This is a genomic window from Pseudomonas sp. MCal1, assembly GCF_026341415.1.
GTDB lineage: Bacteria > Pseudomonadota > Gammaproteobacteria > Pseudomonadales > Pseudomonadaceae > Aquipseudomonas.
This window is the reverse complement of the sequence record NZ_JAKUMP010000023.1, coordinates 1-21,561: the sequence shown is the minus strand read 5'-3', so window position 1 is coordinate 21,561 and position 21,561 is coordinate 1. Positions and strand designations below refer to the sequence as shown.

The 21,561-nt window shown below is 60.6% G+C and carries 17 protein-coding genes; 3 read left to right on the top strand and 14 right to left on the bottom strand.

The genetic code is table 11. The features are described 5' to 3' along the window. Positions 1-41 precede the first annotated feature (41 nt). Positions 42-695, top strand: a complete 654-nt coding sequence (locus tag MKZ87_RS27810) for a lipopolysaccharide kinase InaA family protein (protein WP_266202192.1) — start codon at positions 42-44, stop codon at positions 693-695. 3 nt (positions 696-698) lie between these two features. Here the strand turns inward: MKZ87_RS27810 and MKZ87_RS27805 are convergent, their stop codons facing one another. From MKZ87_RS27805 to glnE, 13 genes are all read right to left on the bottom strand, one after another. Beyond that, positions 699-2,159 carry a hypothetical protein gene (locus tag MKZ87_RS27805; RefSeq protein WP_085705260.1) on the bottom strand — a complete coding sequence of 487 codons (1,461 nt, stop codon included), beginning with the start codon at positions 2,157-2,159 and terminating at the stop codon, positions 699-701. A 55-nt stretch (positions 2,160-2,214) separates the two neighbouring features. Continuing rightward, a complete protein-coding gene (locus MKZ87_RS27800; protein WP_085705262.1) occupies positions 2,215-3,123 on the bottom strand; it encodes a glycosyltransferase family 2 protein in 909 nt (302 codons plus the stop codon). Then, complete coding sequence (locus tag MKZ87_RS27795) at positions 3,116-4,870, bottom strand: carbamoyltransferase (protein ID WP_085701059.1); 1,755 nt, start codon at positions 4,868-4,870, stop codon at positions 3,116-3,118. Before MKZ87_RS27795 ends, MKZ87_RS27800 begins: the two co-directional genes overlap by 8 nt. A gap of 225 nt (positions 4,871-5,095) precedes the next feature. After that, positions 5,096-5,887: a DUF3800 domain-containing protein gene (locus MKZ87_RS27790; protein WP_234206315.1), complete on the bottom strand. Its 792-nt coding sequence runs from the start codon at positions 5,885-5,887 to the stop codon at positions 5,096-5,098. Between the two features lie 5 nt (positions 5,888-5,892). After that, complete coding sequence (locus MKZ87_RS27785) at positions 5,893-6,228, bottom strand: YceK/YidQ family lipoprotein (RefSeq protein WP_085705266.1); 336 nt, start codon at positions 6,226-6,228, stop codon at positions 5,893-5,895. Positions 6,229-6,387: 159 nt separating this feature from the next. Then, positions 6,388-7,839, bottom strand: a complete 1,452-nt coding sequence (locus MKZ87_RS27780) for a lipopolysaccharide kinase InaA family protein (protein ID WP_085705268.1) — start codon at positions 7,837-7,839, stop codon at positions 6,388-6,390. Next, a complete protein-coding gene (locus tag MKZ87_RS27775; protein WP_085701062.1) occupies positions 7,839-8,591 on the bottom strand; it encodes a lipopolysaccharide kinase InaA family protein in 753 nt (250 codons plus the stop codon). Before MKZ87_RS27775 ends, MKZ87_RS27780 begins: the two co-directional genes overlap by 1 nt. Continuing rightward, positions 8,588-9,322, bottom strand: coding sequence for a lipopolysaccharide kinase InaA family protein (locus MKZ87_RS27770; RefSeq protein ID WP_085701063.1), 735 nt, complete (start codon positions 9,320-9,322; stop codon positions 8,588-8,590). Before MKZ87_RS27770 ends, MKZ87_RS27775 begins: the two co-directional genes overlap by 4 nt. Continuing rightward, positions 9,322-10,128 (bottom strand): lipopolysaccharide core heptose(I) kinase RfaP, encoded by an 807-nt coding sequence (rfaP, locus tag MKZ87_RS27765; protein ID WP_085705270.1) that lies wholly within the window; start codon positions 10,126-10,128, stop codon positions 9,322-9,324. The genes MKZ87_RS27770 and rfaP overlap by 1 nt, the downstream gene beginning before the upstream one ends. After that, entirely contained in the window at positions 10,129-11,250 is a 1,122-nt protein-coding gene (locus MKZ87_RS27760; RefSeq protein WP_074689606.1) for a glycosyltransferase family 4 protein, read from the bottom strand. Then, a complete protein-coding gene (gene waaC, locus MKZ87_RS27755; protein WP_085701066.1) occupies positions 11,250-12,311 on the bottom strand; it encodes a lipopolysaccharide heptosyltransferase I in 1,062 nt (353 codons plus the stop codon). The genes MKZ87_RS27760 and waaC overlap by 1 nt, the downstream gene beginning before the upstream one ends. A gap of 1 nt (position 12,312) precedes the next feature. After that, entirely contained in the window at positions 12,313-13,347 is a 1,035-nt protein-coding gene (gene waaF, locus MKZ87_RS27750) for a lipopolysaccharide heptosyltransferase II (protein ID WP_011332131.1), read from the bottom strand. Positions 13,348-13,398: 51 nt separating this feature from the next. Continuing rightward, positions 13,399-16,338, bottom strand: coding sequence for a bifunctional [glutamate--ammonia ligase]-adenylyl-L-tyrosine phosphorylase/[glutamate--ammonia-ligase] adenylyltransferase (gene glnE, locus MKZ87_RS27745; RefSeq protein ID WP_085705272.1), 2,940 nt, complete (start codon positions 16,336-16,338; stop codon positions 13,399-13,401). A 384-nt stretch (positions 16,339-16,722) separates the two neighbouring features. Between glnE and aceE the strand changes: the two genes are divergently transcribed. Further along, positions 16,723-19,368, top strand: coding sequence for a pyruvate dehydrogenase (acetyl-transferring), homodimeric type (gene aceE / locus MKZ87_RS27740; protein ID WP_085701068.1), 2,646 nt, complete (start codon positions 16,723-16,725; stop codon positions 19,366-19,368). Between the two features lie 11 nt (positions 19,369-19,379). Beyond that, entirely contained in the window at positions 19,380-21,359 is a 1,980-nt protein-coding gene (gene aceF, locus MKZ87_RS27735; protein ID WP_266202191.1) for a dihydrolipoyllysine-residue acetyltransferase, read from the top strand. 106 nt (positions 21,360-21,465) lie between these two features. On the opposite strand, the gene MKZ87_RS27730 is transcribed toward aceF, so the two are convergent. Further along, positions 21,466-21,561, bottom strand: a 96-nt coding sequence (locus tag MKZ87_RS27730) for a transposase (protein ID WP_244647842.1), incomplete at its 5' end; no start/stop codon positions are given.

Below are 21,561 nucleotides of genomic sequence, written 5' to 3'. Positions count from 1 at the left end.
AAGTCGGTTAAGATACGCCGCTAATGATGGGGAGCCCGATAATGCAATCGATTGATCACAGCACCTACGAGGCACTGCGCGCCGGTGCACACGTACTGGAAGCCGACGGCTCCGGTGACAAGGTGCTTCGATTGGCCGATGGATGCATGCTCAAGCTGTTCCGTCGCAAACGCCTGCTCAGTTCGGCACTGTTCTATCCGTACGCACAACGCTTTGCCGACAACACCAGAGCACTGGAACAGCGCGGCGTCCTTTGCCCAAAAGTCATCGCTGTATACCGCATCCCGAGTATCGAGCGCGACTGCGTTTATTACAGTCCACTGGCGGGCAAGACCGTGCGCCAGCTGCAAGGCTCCAGCAAAGGGACGGACACACTTAGATTTCAACTGGGCGCGTATTTCGCGCAATTGCACGAGAAAGGTGTGTACTTCCGATCGCTGCACTTCGGCAACGTCGTGCTGACCCCGGACAACCAATTGGGCCTGATCGATATCGCCGACCTGCGCTGCCAGAAGCGCGCACTCAGCGACAGCAAACGCCTGCGCAACTTCGCCCACTTGCTGCGTTACAAGGAAGACCGGCAATGGTTGCTGGGGGAAGACGCCGGCGATACGTTTATCGAGGGTTACCGGCAGGCCCTGCCGAGCAACCGGCAGGCACCTCTGATCTCGCGCCTGCGCCCGCTGCTGGGTTGAGCCTTAGCGGCCGATGACCACCACCGTGGCACCTTTGCGATTGGCGAAATGCTCGATGACGCGCAGCTTGTGCGCCGCCAGCCACTCGTTCAGCCATGGTTCGTCACCCTTTGCTTCAATGACGAAATAACGAAAGTCACTGGCATGAGCTGCCGACATGGCTTCTTCCTGAGTCAGAACAGGCAATACATAGCCGCGACCGGCGTAGTAGCTGATCCGCCCATCCTCGAAGTAGGTCGGCGCACCCGGCTCGACGTGGGAGGACATCCAGCGTCCCGCCTCGACATAGTGGGTTTTGCCGGCCCCAGTGGAAATGACGTTGGCCAGCATCACCAGCAACCCTACGATCACCAGCCCCTTGCCCCATCGCGGAAACTCGCGGACAAACGCTGCCAGCCCCATCGCCAGCACCGGCACAAACAGAAGATTCAGGAAGCTCAGGTAGCGTGTATTCATGAACTGCTGCTTGATGAAAAACAGCACCAGAACAAGCAGGTAACACAGCGCCGCCCAGGCGAAGGGACGGTAGTCGCGCCAGTAAATGCCCAGCACCACCCAGTTGCGACGCAATATGAACGGCACAGCAAAAGGCCCCATCAACTTCACGAAAGTGATGGCCATGGTCGCCAGGATGCCGAAGAAAATGATCCGCCCGGCTTCGTCCTGGGAGTACTTGTTGATGAGTGAATTGGCGAACTGGTCGCATAGCATCTGAAACGACGACAGCACGCCACGAGGTTCAATCATGTCCAGATAGAGCATCACGCGGGCAGACAGAAGCACGCCGGACACCGAGATCACCAGCAGACCCAGGATCGGCAACAGTGAAAACTGGAAGAATTGCAGGCGCCGAGTCGAAGACCAGAGATTGGGCAGTTGCCACAATCCCAATGCCACCACCATCAGTAACGCCTCCAGGCGAAACAACGCCGCCGCGACAATCGCCAGATGAATGAGAGCAGCACGCAACCAGCCGCCTCGCGTCTGCCAGCGAAACGCGAGCCACAGCGCAAGCGTGCAAAAAAACCAGAAACCGCACTCACGAATGATGTCGTTACGAAAGGCATTGACCGCAGGCATTGCCAGCACCACCAGACAAGCCCAGCGAGTGATGTGGGGGGTACGCTGGCGGATGCAATCAACCATCAACGCGCTGGTGCCGGCAAAAAACAGTCCGCACCAGAGATAGGCACTCAGCTCCAGTGGCAGATGAAGGACGGCATGGGTGCCCGCCAGAAGAAAGGAAAACCAGGGCCAATCGAACGCTGCCCACGCCACATTGGGCCCATGTTCGGTGACTTGCTGCGCAATATCGATGTACAGCGCCGCATCACGCCCGACGGTTGCAGTACCCATGACTGCGATCAACGAGAGCAGAACACTGCCCCAAAATGCCAGCCAAACTGGGTATTCGTCGATGATTCTGGAGACTCGAGTTCCCACTTTACTGCCCGTACCTTTCACCCAGCCACCTCATCGACACTCGTTACCAGGGACGCGCCAGTTCACCGCGAACCATTTACCGAAACAGCAACCGCAAAGCCTTGCGAGTGTATGACCAGCGCGAGAACGTGCGCCAGTCTGCACGCAACGCCTGAAAATAGAACCCTTTGGCCAGAGCGTATTCGCCGTGAGAGTAACAATCACGAAACAACGACAGGCAGCGCTGCGCCAGAAACGCCTGACGAAGGTCAAGCATCTCTTCAGGCATGCGTCGACTGGAGAACACTTCACTCACAACCTGCTCTGTACCGGCGGCAAGGCTTTGACGCAAATCATGTCGCATGCTGTCAGCATGCTTGTAGATAAGGGCCAGAGGCTTGTCCAGAACGCTGCACGGGAAACGCGCCAGCACTTGGGCAAACACTGGCAGATCCTCGACGTTGCGCAAATGCTCAGGATACGTGCCAGGAACGAACACTTCGCGATGCATCGCGCAGGCCCCGTTGGAAATCGACACGGTCTTGTCCAGCAGGTAGCCCTGTAATCGCTGCCGGGGGGTTAAAGGCAGAGGCTTGGCTGGCTGCAGGCTGTGCCTGCCATCAGCAAACACCGACCAATGGGCACCAATGACCATCATGGTTTGAGGGTTACTGGCAATATGCTCCGAAAGCGCAGCCAGCGCGCCGGGCGCCATTTCGTCGTCGGAGTCGAGGAAAATCAGATATTGCCCGCTCGTCTCCTCAAGCCCGCGATTGCGCACGGTAGACAACCCGCCATTGCTTTTGCGCAACGCACGAAAACGCCCGCCATGCTCGAGCAGAAGCCTCTCCACTACCTCAGGCGTCTCATCCGTCGACCCATCGTCGATGACCAACAGATCCGCCGCAGCCTCATCCAACTGCGCCAACACCGACTCCACTGCACGAGGCAGCGTTCGTGCGTAGTTGTAAACCGGAATAACGACGCTGATCAGTGTCTCAGTCAAGACCGTATCCCTTCACACCCTCTTTAACGACCAGAATATCTTCCATGATCAGGTACTGCAGATCCGAGCCGAAGAACATGTTCAGGGCATCGGTCGGCGAGCAGATCATCGGTTCACCACGGCGGTTGAGCGAGGTGTTCAGGGACACGCCGTTGCCGGTCAGCACTTCCAGCGCCTTCATCATGTCGTAGTAGCGCGGGTTGTATTCGCGCTTGAGCACCTGGGCCCGGGACGTACCGTCTTCGTGGACGACTTCCGGCACGCGGGTCTTCCACTCTTCCGCCACTTCGAAGGTGAAGGTCATGAACGGCGCCGGGTGATCGATCTTGATCATCTGTGGCGCAACGGTGTCGAGCATCGACGGGCAGAAAGGCCTCCAGCGCTCGCGGAACTTGATCTGGTGGTTGATGCGATCAGCCACGCCAGCCACGCTCGGGCAACCGATGATCGAACGACCACCCAGTGCACGCGGACCGAATTCCATGCGGCCCTGGAACCAGGCCACCGGGTTGCCATCGACCATGATTTTGGCAATCTGCTCCGGCATGTTGTCGAGCTTGCGCCAGGTCGGCTTGTTCTCGTGACGGGCGCACGCGGCGATCACGTCTTCGTTGCTGTACGACGGGCCGAGGTAGACGTGTTCCATCTTCTCGACCGGCACGCCACGGGCGTTCGACACATAGGCTGCTGCGCCGACTGCAGTGCCGGCATCGCCGGAAGCAGGCTGCACGAACAGCTCCTTGACGTCGTCACGGGCGATGATTTTCTGGTTGAGCTTGACGTTCAACGCACAGCCACCGGCGTAGGCCAGCTTGCCGGTTTCCTTGAGCACGTCGCCCAGATAGTAGTCGATCATCTGCAGCGCGATTTTTTCGAACAGCGCCTGAATGCTGGCGGCGTAGTGGATGTACGGCTCGTCGGCGATGTCGCCCTCGCGCTTCGGACCCAGCCACTCGATCAGCTTCGGCGAGAAATAGTAACCCTTGCCCTTCTCTTTATAGCGACGCAGGCCGATCACGTTGGCGTAGTCAGTGTTGATCACCAGCTCGCCGTTCTCGAACGAGGCCAGACGCGAGAAATCGTATTTGCTGGCGTCGCCGTATGGCGCCATGCCCATGACCTTGAACTCACCGTCGAGCATGTCGAACCCGAGGAACTCGGTGATCGCGCCATACAGGCCGCCAAGGGAGTCCGGATCGAAGAATTCCTTGATCTTGTGGATCTTGCCGTTTTCGCCATAACCGAAGAAGGTCGTGGCGTACTCGCCCTTGCCGTCGATGCCGAGGATCGCGGTTTTCTCTTTGAAACCCGAGCAGTGGTAGGCGCTGGAAGCGTGGGCCAGGTGGTGTTCCACCGGTTCGATCTTGATTTTCTTCGGATCGAAGCCCAGTTGCTCCAGGCACCAGACGATCTTGTTGCGATAGCGCTTGTAGCGACGGTTGCCCATCAGGATCGCGTCGAGCGCGCGATCCGGGGCGTACCAGTAACGTTTGGCGTATTGCCAGCGAGCCTTGCCGAAAATGCTGATCGGGGCGAACGGAATCGCGACCACGTCAACGTCGGACGGCTTGATGCCAGCCTGCTCCAGGCAGAACTTCGCCGATTCGTAGGGCATGCGGTTCTTTGCATGTTTATCGCGTACGAAGCGCTCTTCCTCAGCCGCCGCGACCAGCTTGCCGTCGATGTACAAGGCTGCTGAAGGATCATGGCTAAGGGCGCCGGACAGGCCAAGAATCGTCAATGCCACAGGGGTCTAGCCTCTTTAGTCTGCATTCAGGCGCGATGCGCCTTGAAAAATGATGTGCCCCCGCACCGGGCGAGAGACAGCTAAAGGGCGGGATTATAGCTTAAAAGCGCCGACAAACCTCTAGCGGAACTGGCCGGCCGGTGCGTTGACACTCAAGCAGCGTCGACATAGACTCCAGCACAAATGGACTGGGAGATCCCGGTCGGCGCTAATGCCTCGGTGAGATCATCGGGGCTTTTCGCTTTCTGGGGATGGGAAAAGCTTCAAACCCCAATTCTCGAAACCCTCTCCAACTTTGCTCCGCCCCCCGCTGCAATAGAACTTGCGCTTAAGCACGTCAAAAGCACGGTTTCCCTGACCCGCCCTCAAAAGGCTCATGCCAATGGGCCTCGCAACAAGATCGGCTAGCTGCAGGCCGGTGGAGTTCACCTGTTTGGTTGCAAAAACGATGTCTAACGGCAGTTGAATACCCCATCGATTCGCCCCACCACACATCCTGCGAAACTCCAACTCAAGCTCGTTATCCTCTCGCTTTCCTCGACGCTCGAAAATCACATGCGTCAGCGCCCCCTGCTGATTCTTCTCTTGCAAAAACTCGTAGAGCGTTTCCAGACAAAAGCCGAGAGCGAGGTGATAAGGATTGTGTCCCGTGCCTTGTTTTTCGCGGAGGGAAGCCTTGTCTACGACGCAACTGATCAAAACAAAGTTGCTGGCTTCAATGATGCAAGTCAGCTCATCAAGAAAAGCATTTTTGTGATCTCTGGACATGAAGAGACCAGAAAACGATCCTTTTTCTTTACGAATTTCGAGTTCATGCAGACCGATCAGATCGTGCCCCATATGTGCAAACTTGAATTTCTGTAGAGCAGGAATGACTTTCTCGCAGTAATGCCTTTTATGAAAGGCACAAAACGCGAGCACGAAGACTGGATAGTTGGGATCCAGTGTCTGCATTCCGTGATCACCGCTCTCATCGACATAAACGATGATATCGCTGTATTCACTGATTGGGGACAACGTGATTACCCACGGCCTGATCGCCAATAAACACCGACATTCCCGTCCACCGCCTGGCGATAGATCGTATACGGCAGGCAAGCCGTGTCGAAGACGCCGGACAGAGTCAGGTCAAGCAGGAAGACCGGCACCAGAATGCCGGTAGGATCGGGCGGCGCGTGCAGCAGACAGAAATCATGGGCGAGTTCACTGTAGATGCGCGGAATTAACTGACAGTAAGTTTTCTGTTTGCGCAGACAGCGCGTGGCGGCTTCGTCGCCCCGCAACACCGTAACGGCGGTGGCACAGCCGGACAGCGCCAGGGAAAATGCCCCGATAGCGATAGAGGTTTCGATGGTCAAGATTTGCCCTCCGGGTACGTCGGGACAAACTAGCACCGGGGTTTTGCGAGGGGTAGTTCATGGGTTCTGGCAAGGCTGTAGGAGAAATCACAAGGATTTGTCACCACGAGCCTCGCCAGATTTTTATTACAGAAATGTCTTATGCTCAGGCGAAAACAATCACGCAGCGTCCAATGCATCCTTGGGCAAACGCTGATCAATCACCCGATACAACGCACTGCTCTCGGGCCAGTTGCGCATGAAGCGCGCGCGATCCCGGGCATAGGCCGGAGCAAAGCTGCCCGCCGAGCCGTGCTGGCACATCGAATCCAGATCGATCAGCGCCCAGCGATCTTCCTGCCAGAACAGGTTGTGTCCCTTGAAGTCGCCATGGCTGATGCGCTCGGCAATCAACCGCGCAAACAACTGATCCAGCGCCTGCAACTCGGCTTCCGGCGCCTCGCCGCTTTCGACGTACGGCGCAAAGCGCTCGATGATGTCCGGCCCGGCCAGGTATTCGGTGATCAGATACGCCTTGCTGCGCAACCAGAAAAACCGGGTTTCCAGCACCGCCAGCGGTTTGGGCGTGGCGATGCCGAGGAATGCCAGGCGATTGCCTTCGCGCCAGGAATGCCAGGCGCGGCTCGGACGCCAGAAGCGCTTGAGCCAATGGGCAAAATTCTTGATGTTGTAACGCTTGATCACCAGCGCACGCCCGGCAACCTCGACCTTGCCGACACTGGCCGCGCCACCGGTCTTGTACAGATGGCCCTGATCGAGCAGGGCATCGGCCTGCTCCAGCACCGGCAGCATCGCGGGCTCTTCCTCACGGCGAATCGACCGCAGACCAAATGCACCACGCTTGACGCTGAACAGCGTGCATTCACGACCGACCTTGATCAGGTAATCCCTCAAGCGCCAGGCGCGCACCTTGTCGATCTGCTTTTGCAGGGCTTCCAGCGGCAGCGCGTGTTCGCTGTTGCTCAGCAGGTAATACACCAGCAATTCTTCGGTGAACGGCTCGAGCGACTTGGGCAACTGAGCGAAGAACACCCCGAGATTTTCCAGCACTTTCTGCCGGGACAACGGCTGGCCGGCGGTTTCCACACAGATGCCGGCACCATCGATCAGATACAGTTGGCCGCCATGGCGCAGCAGATTGTCCAGGTGCAGGTCTTCCTGCCACAGGCCTTTGCCGTGCAATTGACCGATGGCGCCGAGCGCTTCGGCCAGCACCGCCGATTGCTCGTCGGCCAGCACCGGCAAGGATTCGACCTTGTTCCAGGCATCGCCCAGGCTTTCGGCGCCTTCGAGGAACTCGAACAGCAGCCAGCCGCCCTCACCGTCCTTCAGGCCATCGGCCAGCAGCAAAGGCGTGGTCATGCCCTGAGCGGCGAGCAGTTTCACACCCTCCAGTTCACGCTGAAAGTGCCGCGCAGCCTTGTTGCCGACCAGCAACTTGGCCAGCACCGGACGCCCGCGCCACACACCGGCACCCACATAACGCTGACCCGGCAACACCCGCAGCAGACTGAGCAATTGCAAATCGGCAGCGCCCGCCGCATCGGCCAGCGACACCGTCAGCGGCAGGCTCGGCGTGCGCCCGGCGTTTTTCAAGTCCGACAGCTGCATCAACGGGTCTCCTTGTGACTGCGCCGCGCGGTCAGTCGCATGATCCAGCTGTCGACCAGCGAGCTGTCTGTCGATTGATCGAGATACGCCGCCAGCAGCTCACGCAATTGCGCTTCGCTCCACTCTGGCGCACGACGCTGCAGCGGCTCCAGATCCTTGACCCGGTCACGCATACCGAACCACAGGGGCCGGGTCTTTTCCAGGTCGATCAACTGCGCCTGATAGCCATCGCCTTCGGCGCGCAAGAATATGTGCTTGGGATAGAAGCAGCCGTGCACCTGACGCATACCATGAAGATGACGCGCCAACAGGCCACAAGACTTGAGAATCGCCGATTGCTGCGCGGCATCGAGGTCCGACCAGCGCTTCAACAACGAGTCGAGATCGTCCCAGCCATCCAGCGCGCGGGTCAGCAGGATCGCACGGACCTCGCCATTGACCTTGCGCTCACCGAAGAACGCCGCCTGCAACGCCGGAATACCAAGTTTGTTGTAACGACTGATGTTGCGAAATTCCCGGGCGAACGTCGGCTCGCCGAACGGCGCGTGCAACGTGCGGGTCAGGTAATTGCACTGGCGCTTGAGGTAATAGGCATGCCCTTCCAGCTCCAGACGAAACACGCTGCTCCAGCCGCCACCGTCGGTGTTGGGCTCATCCACGGCCTCGAGCTGCTTGGACCACAGCGCATCGAACGTGCCGAGACCGTGGCGCTCCAGCAGCGCACGGTCTTCAGTGGCCAGAAAATCAGTCATTCGCGTCCCTCGAAAAATCTCACCACGTGGCGAATCCGTTGCTTGTCGGCGGCATTCAGCCGATCACGTCCACGATATTGCAGGTAGAAGCGCAGGCGCTGGGTGTTCGACAGGTGATACTTGGCCACCTTGTCGAGACAGGCCAGATCCTTGGTGATCCGGTACTTGAGCCAGAAACCGCGCCAGAAATCGCCGTTCGGGCAGTCGATCAGATACAACTGCGCCTGATCGTCGATCAGCAGATTGCGCCACTTCAGATCGTTATGGGTGAAGCGGTGGTCGTGCATGACGCGGGTATAACCGGCCAATTGCCGGCTGACGCCGTCGACCCAGGCACGATCCTTGAGTTTGGGATCGTTGCGTTCGGCCAGCGCCGACAGGTCTTCGGTGCGCGGCAGTTCACGGGTGATCATCGCCCCGCGATCGTAAGCCATGCCATTGCGCTCCAGGCCCCACGCCACCACTTCGGCGGTAGGAATGCCCCACTTGGCGAAGCGTTTGAGGTTCTGCCATTCCATCTTCACCCGGGGTTTGCCCAGATAACGCCGCAAGCCTTTGCCGGCGCCGACGTAACGCTTGACGTAATAGTTGACGTCATTGAACTGCACGCGAATGACCTCGGACAATGGATCGCGGGTCAGGCGCTCGCCTTGAAGGGCAAAGACCGCTTCGAGGCTACCGAAATGCTGCGCAAGCTCACTGTACTCAGGCTCCAGATTCCAACCCGCCATCAGAGCGCATCCCCGTAACGTTGCTTGCGCGCATAGAGCTTGTTGGCCTTGCCTTCGAGCCAGCTCAGCAACGGCGCTTCTTCGGCCAGGATCTGGCGCAGCGGTTGCTGGAAGTAACCTTTGAGGAAACGCAGCTTGTCACGTCGGGTCAGGCCGATGTCCAGCGCGGAAAAGTACAACGCCGCCAGATCCTTGTTGCGCCAGCGCCGGGTGATCGCCGGACGGGTCTGGGCACGGTGCAGGTCGATCACCGAGAGTCTGAAATCTTCGGGAGTCACCGGTTTGTCGGTGTGCAGCAGAAAGTGGCAGATGTAGCAGTCGCGGTGATTGACGCCGGCGCGATGCATCATGCCGGTCATGCGCGCAACCTCGGCGATCAGCGCCCGCTTGAGTTTCGGCTGCGGCGGTTGCTTGACCCAGTCGATGCTGAAGTCTTCAAGGCTGATGGTCGGCGCCAGCTCTTCGGTGACGATGAACGAGTGCTGATCCGCCGGGTTGCTGCCCTTTTCGCCATACGCGACGGCGGTCATGGTCGGCACGCCGACTTCCTGCAAACGCTGGATGGCTTTCCATTCCTGACCCGCGCCGAGCACCGGCAGTTTGGCGGTCAGCAGGTTCTTGAAGATCTCGCCCCAACCGATGCCCCGGTGGATCTTGACGAAAAAGCCATTGCCGTCGACTTCCGTGCGCAACGTCCGGCGGGCTTCCAGCTCGCGGTACACCTCGCCCTGCAAGCCCTCGACTTCCACGAACGCATCGCGGCCAGCCCACAGGCTCTTGAACGGTTCAGCCAGCATCAACTTCATTTAAGCGTGCTCCGCCAGAATCACATCGGCCGCGTGCTGCGGCATGCTGTACAGGTCGGCCGTCTCGGCGAAGGCCAGACCGTTGCGGCTCCAGGCCGCCCGTGCAGCGTCGTCGTTCAACATGTCAGTCAGGTATTGCGTCAGTTGCGCCTGATCGAACGGTTCGTCCAGCACTCGCCCGGCATCGGCCTCGGCGATGTAATGGGCATAACCGCAGACCGCGCTGACCAGCACCGGCAACCCGGCGACCAGCGCTTCAAGCAGCACCGTGCCGGTGTTTTCGTTGTACGCCGGGTGGATCAACAAGTCGGCGCCGAGCAGGAAACGCGGGATATCGCTACGCCCCTTGAGGAACGTCACGTTGTCGCCCAGACCCAGTGTTGCACTCTGCATCTGGAACAATTTGGGGTCATCCTGGCCGATTACAAACAGCCGGGTGCGTTTCTTCAGCTCGGCAGGCAGTGCGGCCAGCGCTTTCAGGCTGCGATCGACGCCCTTGGTCTTGAACCCGGAGCCGATCTGCACCAGCAGCAGTTCGTCGTCCTTGAGGTTGAATTCGGCGCGGAAACCGGCGCGAATCTGGTCGGCATCCGCCGGACGGCGACGGTCCTGGGCGATGCCTGGCGGCAGCAGGTGGAAGCGTTCCAGCGGCGTGTCGTAATGCTTGATGAACAGCGGCTGCTGCACTTCGGAAATCATCAGCACTTCGGTCTTCGCGTCTTTGGCGAACACCGCGCGCTCGTACTCGGCGAAGTGGCGGTAGCGGCCCCAGCGGCGATACAGCGAATGGCGCAGGTTCTGCGCCTTGTCTTCGAAGCAGCCGTCGGCGGCGTAGTAGACGTCCAGCCCCGGCATTTTGTTGAAGCCGATCAGGCGATCCACAGGACGCTTGGCCAGGTCCGCTTCCATCCACGCGCTGAGTTTTTCATTGCGCCGATGATTGAAGAACGCCTTGACCGGCGCCACCAGCACTTCGAAGCCGGGCGGCACGTCGCCTTCCCAGATCAGGGTGTAGACGCGGATCTGGTGTCCGCGCTTCTGGCATTCGAGAGCGATGCGCATGAAATCGCGCTGCAAACCGCCGAACGGGAAATATTTGTACAGGACAAAAGCCAATTGCATCAGCGCAGCTCCTCAGCCATCAACAACGTGCTCAGTCGGCTGGCCACACGCTCGGGATTCAGACGCGTGAAGCACAGGGGCCACTCGCGTTTCAGGTCAAACTGACGGGCATCCTGCGCGGTCGGTTGATACGTACATTTCTTTTGCAGGCACGGCGCGCAAGGGAAATCGCTGCCGAGGTGAATCTGCAGCTTGCCGTAGGCGCCGGTCAGGCCCGGGTTGGTCGGGCCGAACAGCGAAATCGTCGGCACATCCAGTGCCGCGGCCAGATGGCCGAGACCGGTGTCCACCGCAACGCAGGCCTGGGCACCGGCCAGCACCTTGCCGACCCCGGCCAGGTTCAGCTTCGGCAGCACTTCGGCATGTTTGAAGCCGGCGGCGATGCGCTCGGCCCGGGCCTTCTCCAGCGGGTTGCCCCACGGCAGCCTGATGCCGACGCCGAGGTAGCCGACCCGTTCGGTCAGCTCGCGCCAGTAGGCTTCCGGCCAGTGTTTGGTGTCCCAGGTGGTGCCGTGGAGGAACACCACGTAAGCATTCTTGCGCGGCAACTCGACCAGACGCTCGACGTTGAGGCCGTAATCGCCCAGGCCTTTGGGCAAGTCGTAACCCAAGGCGATAGCGAACAACTGACGCACGCGCTCGACGGCGTGCTGACCACGGGCCACCGCCAGTTTGCGGTCATAAAAACGCGCGGCGATCGGCTCGCGGGCCGAGCCCTTGTCGAGACCGGCCACCGGGGCTTTGACATAGCGGGTCAGCCAGGCGCTTTTCAGCAGGCCCTGAGCGTCGATCACCAAGTCATATTTGTTCGCCCGAACGGACTGCTTGAAGCGTTTCCACTCACCGCTCTTGATGGTTTGCCAGATGTTTTTGCGCCAGCGACGGATCGCCACCGGAATCACTTTGCCTACGGCCGGGTGCCAGGTCGGAATCTCGGCGAAACCTTCTTCCACCACCCAGTCGAACTTGATCCCGGGAATGGCCCGGGCGGCATCGGTCAGCGCCGGCAACGCGTGAATCACGTCGCCCAGCGATGAAGTCTTGATCAGCAATACTCGCAAGTTAATGAACCTCGACCACAGAGCCCTGCAAACGCTGCAAGGCATCGTTGACCGCGTCCGGCATCAGCTGGCGCAGGCAGTTGTAATGGCCGAAACGGCAGGTGCGGTCGAAGCAAGGGCTGCAATCGAGGCCCAGACGGACGATTTCCACGTGCTCGGCCAGCGGCGGGGTGAAACCCGGCGAGGTCGACCCGTAGACCGCCACCAACGGACGATTCAGCGCGGCGGCCACGTGCATCAGGCCGGAATCGTTGGAGACGACCGAGTCGGCGCAGGACATCAGGTCGATGGCCTCGGCCAGCGAAGTGCCGCCGCTGAGGTTCACGGACTCTTCGCGCAAGCCCGGAATCAACCGCGCGCGGATGTCTTCGCCCACGGCGTGATCGTTCTTCGAGCCGAACAGCCAGACCTGCCAGCCTTCGCGAATCCGCGCCTCGGCGACCTTGGCGTAATGCTCGGACGGCCAGCGTTTGGCTTCACCGAATTCGGCGCCGGGGCACAACACCAGCACCGGGCGGTCGAGGGTCAGACCGAACTTGGCCAATGCAGCCTCGCGGGTCACCGGATCGATTTGCAGACTCGGACGCGGATAGGGTTTCGGCAGTTCGGCATTCGGTTCAAAGGCCAGCGCCATGAAACGCTCGATCATCAGCGGATAACGTTCTTTATCCAGCGTGCGCACGTCATTGAGCAGGCCGTAGCGGAATTCGCCGCGCCAGCCGGTGCGTTTCGGGATGCCGGCGAAGAACGGCACCAGCGCCGACTTCAGCGAGTTCGGCAGCAGGATCGCCTGGTCGTACTGGCCTGCCAGGGATTTGCCAATCCGCCGACGGGTCGCCAGCTCCAGCGCGCCGTGGCCGAGCGGGAAGCTCAAGGCCTTGCGCACTTCGGGCATGCGTTCGAGGATCGGCCGGCTCCACTCGGGGGCCAGCACGTCGATTTCGCACTGCGGGTGGCGCTGCTTTAGACACTGAAACAGTGTCTGCGCCATCACCATGTCACCGACCCAACTGGGCCCAACGATCAGAATATTCATGTGGTTTCCATAAACGAACCGGGGAGGCCTTACGCCTCCCCGTCTCGAGAATCAGCTTAGCCCCAGCTCTCGCCAGATCCGCATCACCTGCCGCCGTTCGTCCGCGAACTGATCGCCCGGTATCACGCCGGCGTCCTTCTGCAAGGCCTGCCGGTGGGCGGCGGAACGATAGGCCTTGTAGGCCTCGCGCAACAGGCTGGCGTCTTCGGCAGGCATCAGCCCCTCGTGCTCCAGCTCTTCCAGAATGCGGATATTATCCGTCCAGCGCAGCAACGGCGGGTGGGTCTGCGACCACGCCAGGGCCGCGTATTGCACCATAAATTCAATATCGACGATACCTCCGGCGTCCTGCTTGAGGTCGAACGGCGCCGTGGCCTCGAAGGCATTCGCCCCGGTGCCGGCAGCGGTGCTCTTGCTGCCGAGGTTGTCGCGCATCTTGGCACGCATCTCGCTCACTTCCTGTTGCAGTTTCGTCAGATCCCGCGCCTTGCCCAGCACCTGGGCCCGGACGTTCTCGAAGGCCTGCCCGACATCCTTGCTGCCTACCAGCACCCGCGCCCGCACCAGGGCCTGATGCTCCCAGGTCCAGGCTTCATTTTCCTGATAGCGCGCAAACGCGCCGAGCGAACTGACCAGCAGCCCCGACGCCCCGGAAGGACGCAGGCGCATGTCCACTTCGTACAACTGACCGGAGTTGGTCTGCGCCGTCAGCAGGTGGATGATCCGCTGGCCGAGCCGGGTGAAGAACTGCGTGCCATCGATGGGCTTCGGCCCATCGGTTTCGGCCTGCTGGTCGCCATCGTGGATGAACACCAGATCCAGATCCGAACCATGCCCCAACTCGATCCCGCCGACTTTCCCATAACCGACAATGATGAAGCCGGGATCGCACAGCGTGCCATCGGTGCGCAGCGGCGTGCCGTACTTGGCCACGGTCTGGCGCCAGGCCAGGGCCAGCACTTGCTCCAGAATTGCCTCGGCCAGCCAGGTCAGGTAATCGCTGACTTTCATCAACGGCAGGCTGCCGGCGATTTCCGAGGCGGCGACGCGCAAGCGGTGCGCCAGTTTGAAATGACGCAGGGCTTCCATCTGTTGTTCGAGGTCGTCTTCCGGAATCCGGGTCAGGCGCTCGCGCAATTCGGCGGCCAGTTCCGGCGCCAGCGGCGGCTTGAACAGGCGACCTTCGTTGAGCAGTTCATCGAGCAACAGCGGGAAACGGGTGATTTGCTCGGCGATCCACGGGCTCGCGGCACATAGCGTCAGCAAGCGACGCAGCGCACCGGGGTTTTCCGTCAGCAAGACCAAATAAGCCGAGCGCCGGGCCACGGCCTCGACCAGCGGCAGAACGCGCTCCAGCACCAGATCGGGACTTTCGTGTTCCACCGCCTGAGCCAGCAGGCGCGGAATAAAGGCATCGAGACGCTCGCGCCCCAGACGTTGCATCGCCCGCAACTGCGGGCTGGCACGCAGGCTCGCCAATGCTTTCAAGGCCTTGGTTGCGTCGGCGAAACCGCCCTCTTCCAGCTGGCGACAGGCCGCCTCTTCGTCCTGAGCCTCTTCCCACAGCGGCAGCCATTCACCGCCGACCACCACTTCGCTCTCGGCACCTTCGTCCTCATCGGGATCGGCGATCACTTGCGCGAAGTGCCAGGCCACGCGGCCGCGCCAGAACATCAGTTTCTCGTGGAACGCCTCCCAGTCGGCGAACCCGAGCATGAACGCGATACGCGCCTGATCCTGAGCGCTGTCCGGCAGCATCTGGGTCTGACGGTCGGCAATCGCCTGGATCGCGTGTTCGGTGTAACGCAGGAATTCGTAACCTTCGCGCAGTTCGCTGATGACCGCCGGCGGCAGATAGCCCTGCCCTTCGAGCGTGCCCAACACCTTTAATAGAGGGCGCTGTTGCAGACTCAGGTCGCGTCCGCCGTGAATCAGTTGAAAGGCCTGGGCGATGAACTCGACCTCACGGATACCGCCGGAGCCAAGCTTGATGTTGTCAGCCATGCCCTTGCGCCGCACTTCCTGCTGGATCAACTGCTTCATGGTGCGCAGCGCTTCGATCGCCGAGAAGTCCAGATAGCGACGGTAAACGAACGGCCGCAGCATCTCCTGCAACTGCTCACCCGCCACCTGATCGCCAGCCACCACCCGCGACTTGATCATCGCGTAGCGTTCCCAGTCGCGGCCTTGATCCTGGTAATACTGCTCCAGTGCATTGAAGCTCAGCACCAGCGCGCCGGACGAGCCGTAAGGGCGCAGGCGCATGTCGACGCGGAACACGAAACCGTCGACGGTGATCGGGTCGAGAGCCTTGATCAGGCGCTGGCCGAGACGGATGAAAAACTCCTGATTATCCAGCGGGCGCTTGACGCCGACGGTTTCGCCGCCTTCGGGGTAGGCGAAGATCAGGTCGATGTCCGAAGACAGGTTCAGCTCGACCGCGCCAAGCTTGCCCATGCCGAGGATGACCATCTGCTGCGGTTCGCCGCTGCGCCGGCCGGTCGGCGTGCCGAACTGGTCGCAATGGCGGCGGTACAACCATTGATAGGCTTGATCGATGCTGGCGTCGGCCATGTCCGAGAGGTCGCGGCAGGTCTGCACCAGATCGGCCTGGCGATTGAGGTCGCGCCAGATGATCCGCACCTGATGCCGGGTGCGCTGACGGCGCAGGACGCGGCCCAGTTCATCTTCGGTCTGTGCGCTGCTGACCGCAGCCGCAATCTGCCCGCACAACTCACCGGGGGCGAACGGCCGGTCCAGCTCGCCGGACAGCACCAGCGACAACAACATCAAAGGGTCACGAACGCACTGTTCAATGACAAAATCGCTGGCGGCGCTGACGCGGGCGAACTGCGCCCAGCGTTCCGGCGTCCAGGTGGAGAAGCCAAGATCATCTTCAAGTCCGGCGACGGCCGCACGGAACGACTGCTCCGATCGGCTGACCAACGGCAGGAGAATGGCGGGCAGTTCGGCAAGCGCGGGCAGGGTCATGGTCTATCCTTGATCGGCGTGTAAATGGCCGCTTGTAGTGATGATTGAAAAACCGCTACGCGAAGGACTGTCGAACAAAAGTGAGAAATAGCTGAAATTTCTTTTTCTTTGGCAGCCAACATCAAACTTTCACCTTTTTCGGATGGCTAAAGACCAACCTTAACGATTATTCTCACAACGCAGTCGGAGGCCACAAGCCTTTCATCTGTAGTTTTACTACTCGTCTATACATTCGAAAGGCTGAAATGCCGGATGATTTGTAGTAAAACTACACGCCGCCGGAACAACCTGTCGGCAATCCAAGAATTTTAAATCGTCTGCCCACAAGGCCAGTCGCAAACTCAGGCAACCGATTCTGGAAGCCTTTCCGCCCTGGAGCAAGCCATGCAAGACCTCGATCCCGTCGAAACCCAGGAATGGCTGGACGCCCTGGAATCGGTTCTCGACAAAGAAGGCGAAGACCGTGCTCACTATCTGATGACCCGTATGGGTGAACTGGCGACCCGCAGCGGTTCGCAGCTCCCTTACGCCATCACCACGCCTTACCGCAACACGATCCCCGTTACCCACGAAGCACGCATGCCTGGCGACCTGTTCATGGAACGCCGCATTCGCTCGCTGGTACGCTGGAACGCGATGGCCATGGTAATGCGTACGAACCTGAAAGATTCTGACCTGGGTGGTCACATCTCCAGCTTCGCTTCCAGTGCGACCCTGTACGACATCGGCTTCAACTACTTCTTCCAGGCCCCGACCGATGAACACGGCGGCGACCTGATCTACTTCCAGGGCCATACCTCGCCAGGCGTTTACGCCCGTGCGTTCATGGAAGGCCGCATCACCGAAGACCAGATGAACAACTTCCGCCAGGAAGTCGACGGTCAGGGCCTGTCGTCCTACCCGCACCCTTGGCTGATGCCTGACTTCTGGCAGTTCCCGACCGTTTCGATGGGTCTGGGCCCGATCCAGGCGATCTACCAGGCTCGCTTCATGAAGTACCTGGAACACCGCGGTTTCATCCAGCCGGGCAAACAGAAAGTCTGGTGCTTCCTGGGCGACGGCGAGTGCGACGAGCCGGAATCCCTGGGCGCCATCTCCCTGGCCGGCCGCGAGAAGCTGGACAACCTGATCTTCGTCATCAACTGCAACCTGCAGCGCCTCGACGGCCCGGTTCGCGGCAACGGCAAGATCATCCAGGAACTCGAAGGCGTGTTCCGCGGTGCCCAGTGGAACGTCAACAAAGTCATCTGGGGCCGTTTCTGGGACCCACTGCTGGCCAAGGACGTCGACGGCATCCTGCAACGTCGCATGGACGAAGTCATCGACGGCGAGTACCAGAACTACAAGGCCAAAGACGGCGCGTTCGTTCGCGAGCACTTCTTCAACACGCCTGAACTCAAGGCGATGGTTGCCGACCTGTCCGACGACGAGATCTGGAAACTCAACCGTGGCGGCCACGACCCGTACAAGGTCTACGCGGCGTACCACCAGGCGGTCAACCACAAGGACCAGCCTACCGTCATTCTGGCCAAGACCATCAAGGGTTATGGCACCGGTGCCGGCGAAGCGAAAAACACCGCGCACAACACCAAGAAAGTCGACGTCGAAAGCCTGAAACACTTCCGTGACCGTTTCGACATCCCGGTCAAGGATGCCGACCTGGAACACCTGCCGTTCTTCAAGCCGGAAGAAGGCAGCGCCGAAGCCCGTTATCTGGCCGAGCGTCGTGCCGCACTGGGCGGTTTCGTTCCGCAGCGTCGTGCGCAGAGCTTCAGTGTGCCGACTCCGGACCTGGACACCCTCAAGGCAATCCTCGACGGTTCCGGCGACCGCGAAATTTCCACCACCATGGCCTTCGTGCGGATCCTCGCGCAGCTGGTCAAGGACAAGGAAATCGGCCCGCGCATCGTTCCGATCATCCCGGACGAAGCCCGTACCTTCGGCATGGAAGGCATGTTCCGTCAGCTGGGCATCTACTCGTCCGTCGGCCAGCTCTACGAGCCAGTCGATAAAGACCAGGTGATGTTCTACAAGGAAGACCAGAAAGGTCAGATCCTTGAAGAAGGCATCAACGAAGCGGGCGCCATGAGCTCCTTCATCGCTGCCGGTACTTCGTACTCCAGCCACAACCAGCCAATGCTGCCGTTCTACATCTTCTACTCGATGTTCGGCTTCCAGCGTATCGGCGACCTGGCCTGGGCTGCCGGCGACAGCCGCACCCGTGGCTTCCTGATCGGCGGCACCGCCGGCCGCACCACCCTGAACGGTGAAGGCCTGCAGCACGAAGACGGTCACAGCCACCTGCTGGCTGCCACCATCCCGAACTGCCGCACCTACGATCCGACCTACGGCTACGAGCTGGCGGTGATCATTCAGGACGGCATGAAGAAGATGACCGAAGAGCAACAGGACATCTTCTATTACATCACCGTGATGAACGAGTCGTACCAGCAGCCAGCCATGCCGGCCGGTGCCGAAGAAGGCATCAAGAAAGGCATGTACCTGCTCGAAGAAGACACCCGCGACGCGGCGCACCACGTACAGCTGATGGGCTCCGGCACCATCCTGCGTGAAGTCCGTGAAGCGGCGAAGATCCTGCGTGAAGAGTTCAACATCGGTGCCGACGTGTGGAGCGTTACCAGCTTCAACGAACTGCGTCGCGACGGCCTGGCCGTAGAGCGCAGCAACCGTCTGAAACCAGGCCAGAAGCCTAAGCGCAGCTACGTCGAAGAGTGCCTGAGCGGCCGTAAAGGTCCGGTCATCGCCTCTACCGACTACATGAAACTGTTCGCCGAGCAGATCCGTCAGTGGGTACCGTCCAAGGAATTCAAAGTCCTGGGCACCGACGGTTTCGGCCGCAGCGACAGCCGCAAGAAACTGCGTCATTTCTTCGAAGTCGACCGTCATTTCGTGGTGTTGGCAGCCCTGGAAGCACTGGCTGACCGTGGTGATATCGAACCTAAAGTCGTGGCCGAGGCCATTACCAAGTTCGGTATCGACCCGGAAAAACGCAACCCACTGGACTGCTGAGGAGAAACTCTGTGAGCGAACTCATTCGCGTACCTGACATCGGCAGCGGTGAAGGTGAAGTAATCGAACTGTTTGTGAAGGTCGGCGACCGTATCGAAGCCGACCAGAGCATCCTGACTCTGGAATCGGACAAGGCCAGCATGGAAGTGCCGGCCCCGAAGGCCGGTGTCATCAAGAGCCTGAAAGTGAAGCTGGGTGATCGCCTGAAAGAAGGCGACGAACTGCTGGAACTGGAAGTCGAGGGCGCCGCGCAAGCGGCCCCTGCTCCGGCTGCCGCGCCTGCTGCCAAGGCTGAAGCTGCACCGGCTGCCGCGCCTGCTGCTGCCGCGCCAGCCGCTGCCCCTGCTGCCGCTTCGGTTCAACAAGTGCACGTGCCGGACATCGGCTCGTCGGGCAAGGCCCAGATCATCGAGATCCAGGTCAAGGTCGGCGACAAGGTCGAGGCTGATCAGTCGCTGATCACCCTGGAATCCGACAAGGCCAGCATGGAAATCCCGTCGCCTGCCGCTGGCGTGGTCAAGGCCATCAGCGTCAAGTTGAACGACGAAGTCGGCACTGGCGACCTGATTCTGGATCTGGAAGTGGCGGGTGCTGCGGCCCCTGCTGCCGCCGCTCCGGCCCAGGCTGCTGCTCCAGCCGCTGCCGCAGCGCCGGCGCCGGCCGCCGCGCCAGCCGCACCGGTTGCCGACAGCGTTCAGGACATCCACGTGCCGGACATCGGTTCGGCCGGCAAGGCCAAGATCATCGAAGTATTGGTCAAGGCTGGCGACAGCGTTGAAGCCGACCAGTCGCTGATCACCCTGGAATCCGACAAGGCGAGCATGGAAATCCCGTCGCCTGCCGCTGGCGTGGTGGAAAGCGTTTCCATCAAGCTGGACGACGAAGTCGGCACCGGCGATCTGATCCTCAAGCTGAAAGTCAAAGGCGCCGCTCCGGCTGCTGCCCCGGCTCCAGCTGCCGCCGCTGCTCCGAGCGCTCCGGCGCCAGCCGCTGCTGCTCCGGCTGCCGCTGCACCTGCTGCCGCTGCACCTGCTGCCGCCGCTCCGGTTGCTGCTCCAGCCAAGCCGGGTGCGAAAGTTCACGCCGGCCCTGCCGTGCGTCAACTGGCTCGCGAATTCGGCGTCGAGCTGAGCGCTGTCGGCGCCAGCGGTCCGCACGGTCGCATCCTGAAAGAAGACGTTCAGACATACGTCAAAGCCATGATGCAGAAGGCCAAGGAAGCACCGGCCGCTGCCGCTGGCGCAACCGGTGGCGCGGGCATCCCGCCGATTCCGGCCGTCGACTTCAGCCGCTTCGGCGAAATCGAAGAAGTGCCGATGACCCGCCTGATGCAGGTCGGCGCTGCCAACCTGCACCGCAGCTGGCTGAACGTGCCGCACGTGACGCAATTCGACTCGGCGGATATCACCGAGCTGGAAGCGTTCCGCACCGCACAGAAAGCTGTCGCAGAGAAGGCCGGCGTCAAGCTGACCATCCTGCCGCTGCTGCTCAAGTCCTGCGCCCACCTGCTCAAGGAACTGCCGGACTTCAACAGCTCGCTGGCCCCAAGCGGCAAGGCGATCATCCGCAAGAAATACGTGAACATCGGCTTCGCCGTCGACACCCCGGACGGCCTGCTGGTACCGGTCATCAAGAACGTCGACCAGAAGAGCCTGCTGCAACTGGCCGCCGAGGCCGCTTCCCTGGCTGAGAAAGCCCGGACCAAGAAGCTCTCGTCGGACGAGATGCAAGGCGCCTGCTTCACCATTTCCAGCCTCGGCCACATTGGCGGCACCGGCTTCACACCGATCGTCAACGCGCCGGAAGTGGCGATCCTCGGTGTTTCCAAGGCAACCATCCAGCCAGTCTGGGACGGCAAAGCCTTCCAGCCGAAACTGATGCTGCCACTGTCGCTGTCCTACGATCACCGTGTGATCAACGGCGCCGCTGCCGCACGCTTCACCAAGCGTCTGAGCGACCTGCTGGCGGACATCCGCACCATCCTGCTGTAATGCGCTCGGCCCTCCGGCAACGGAGGGCCGACCGTGTCCCACGTTTTCGAGCGCCACACGCTCGTACCTCAACCCCGTCAGTTTGGCGGGGCTTTTTTTTGGTTCTTCACGGATTACCGGGAAACACGCTCTTGATCTTCATGAAAAAGAATTCGCTATCCCGGTAACCGTACGCCATCCGTTTGATGACCTTTATTCGATT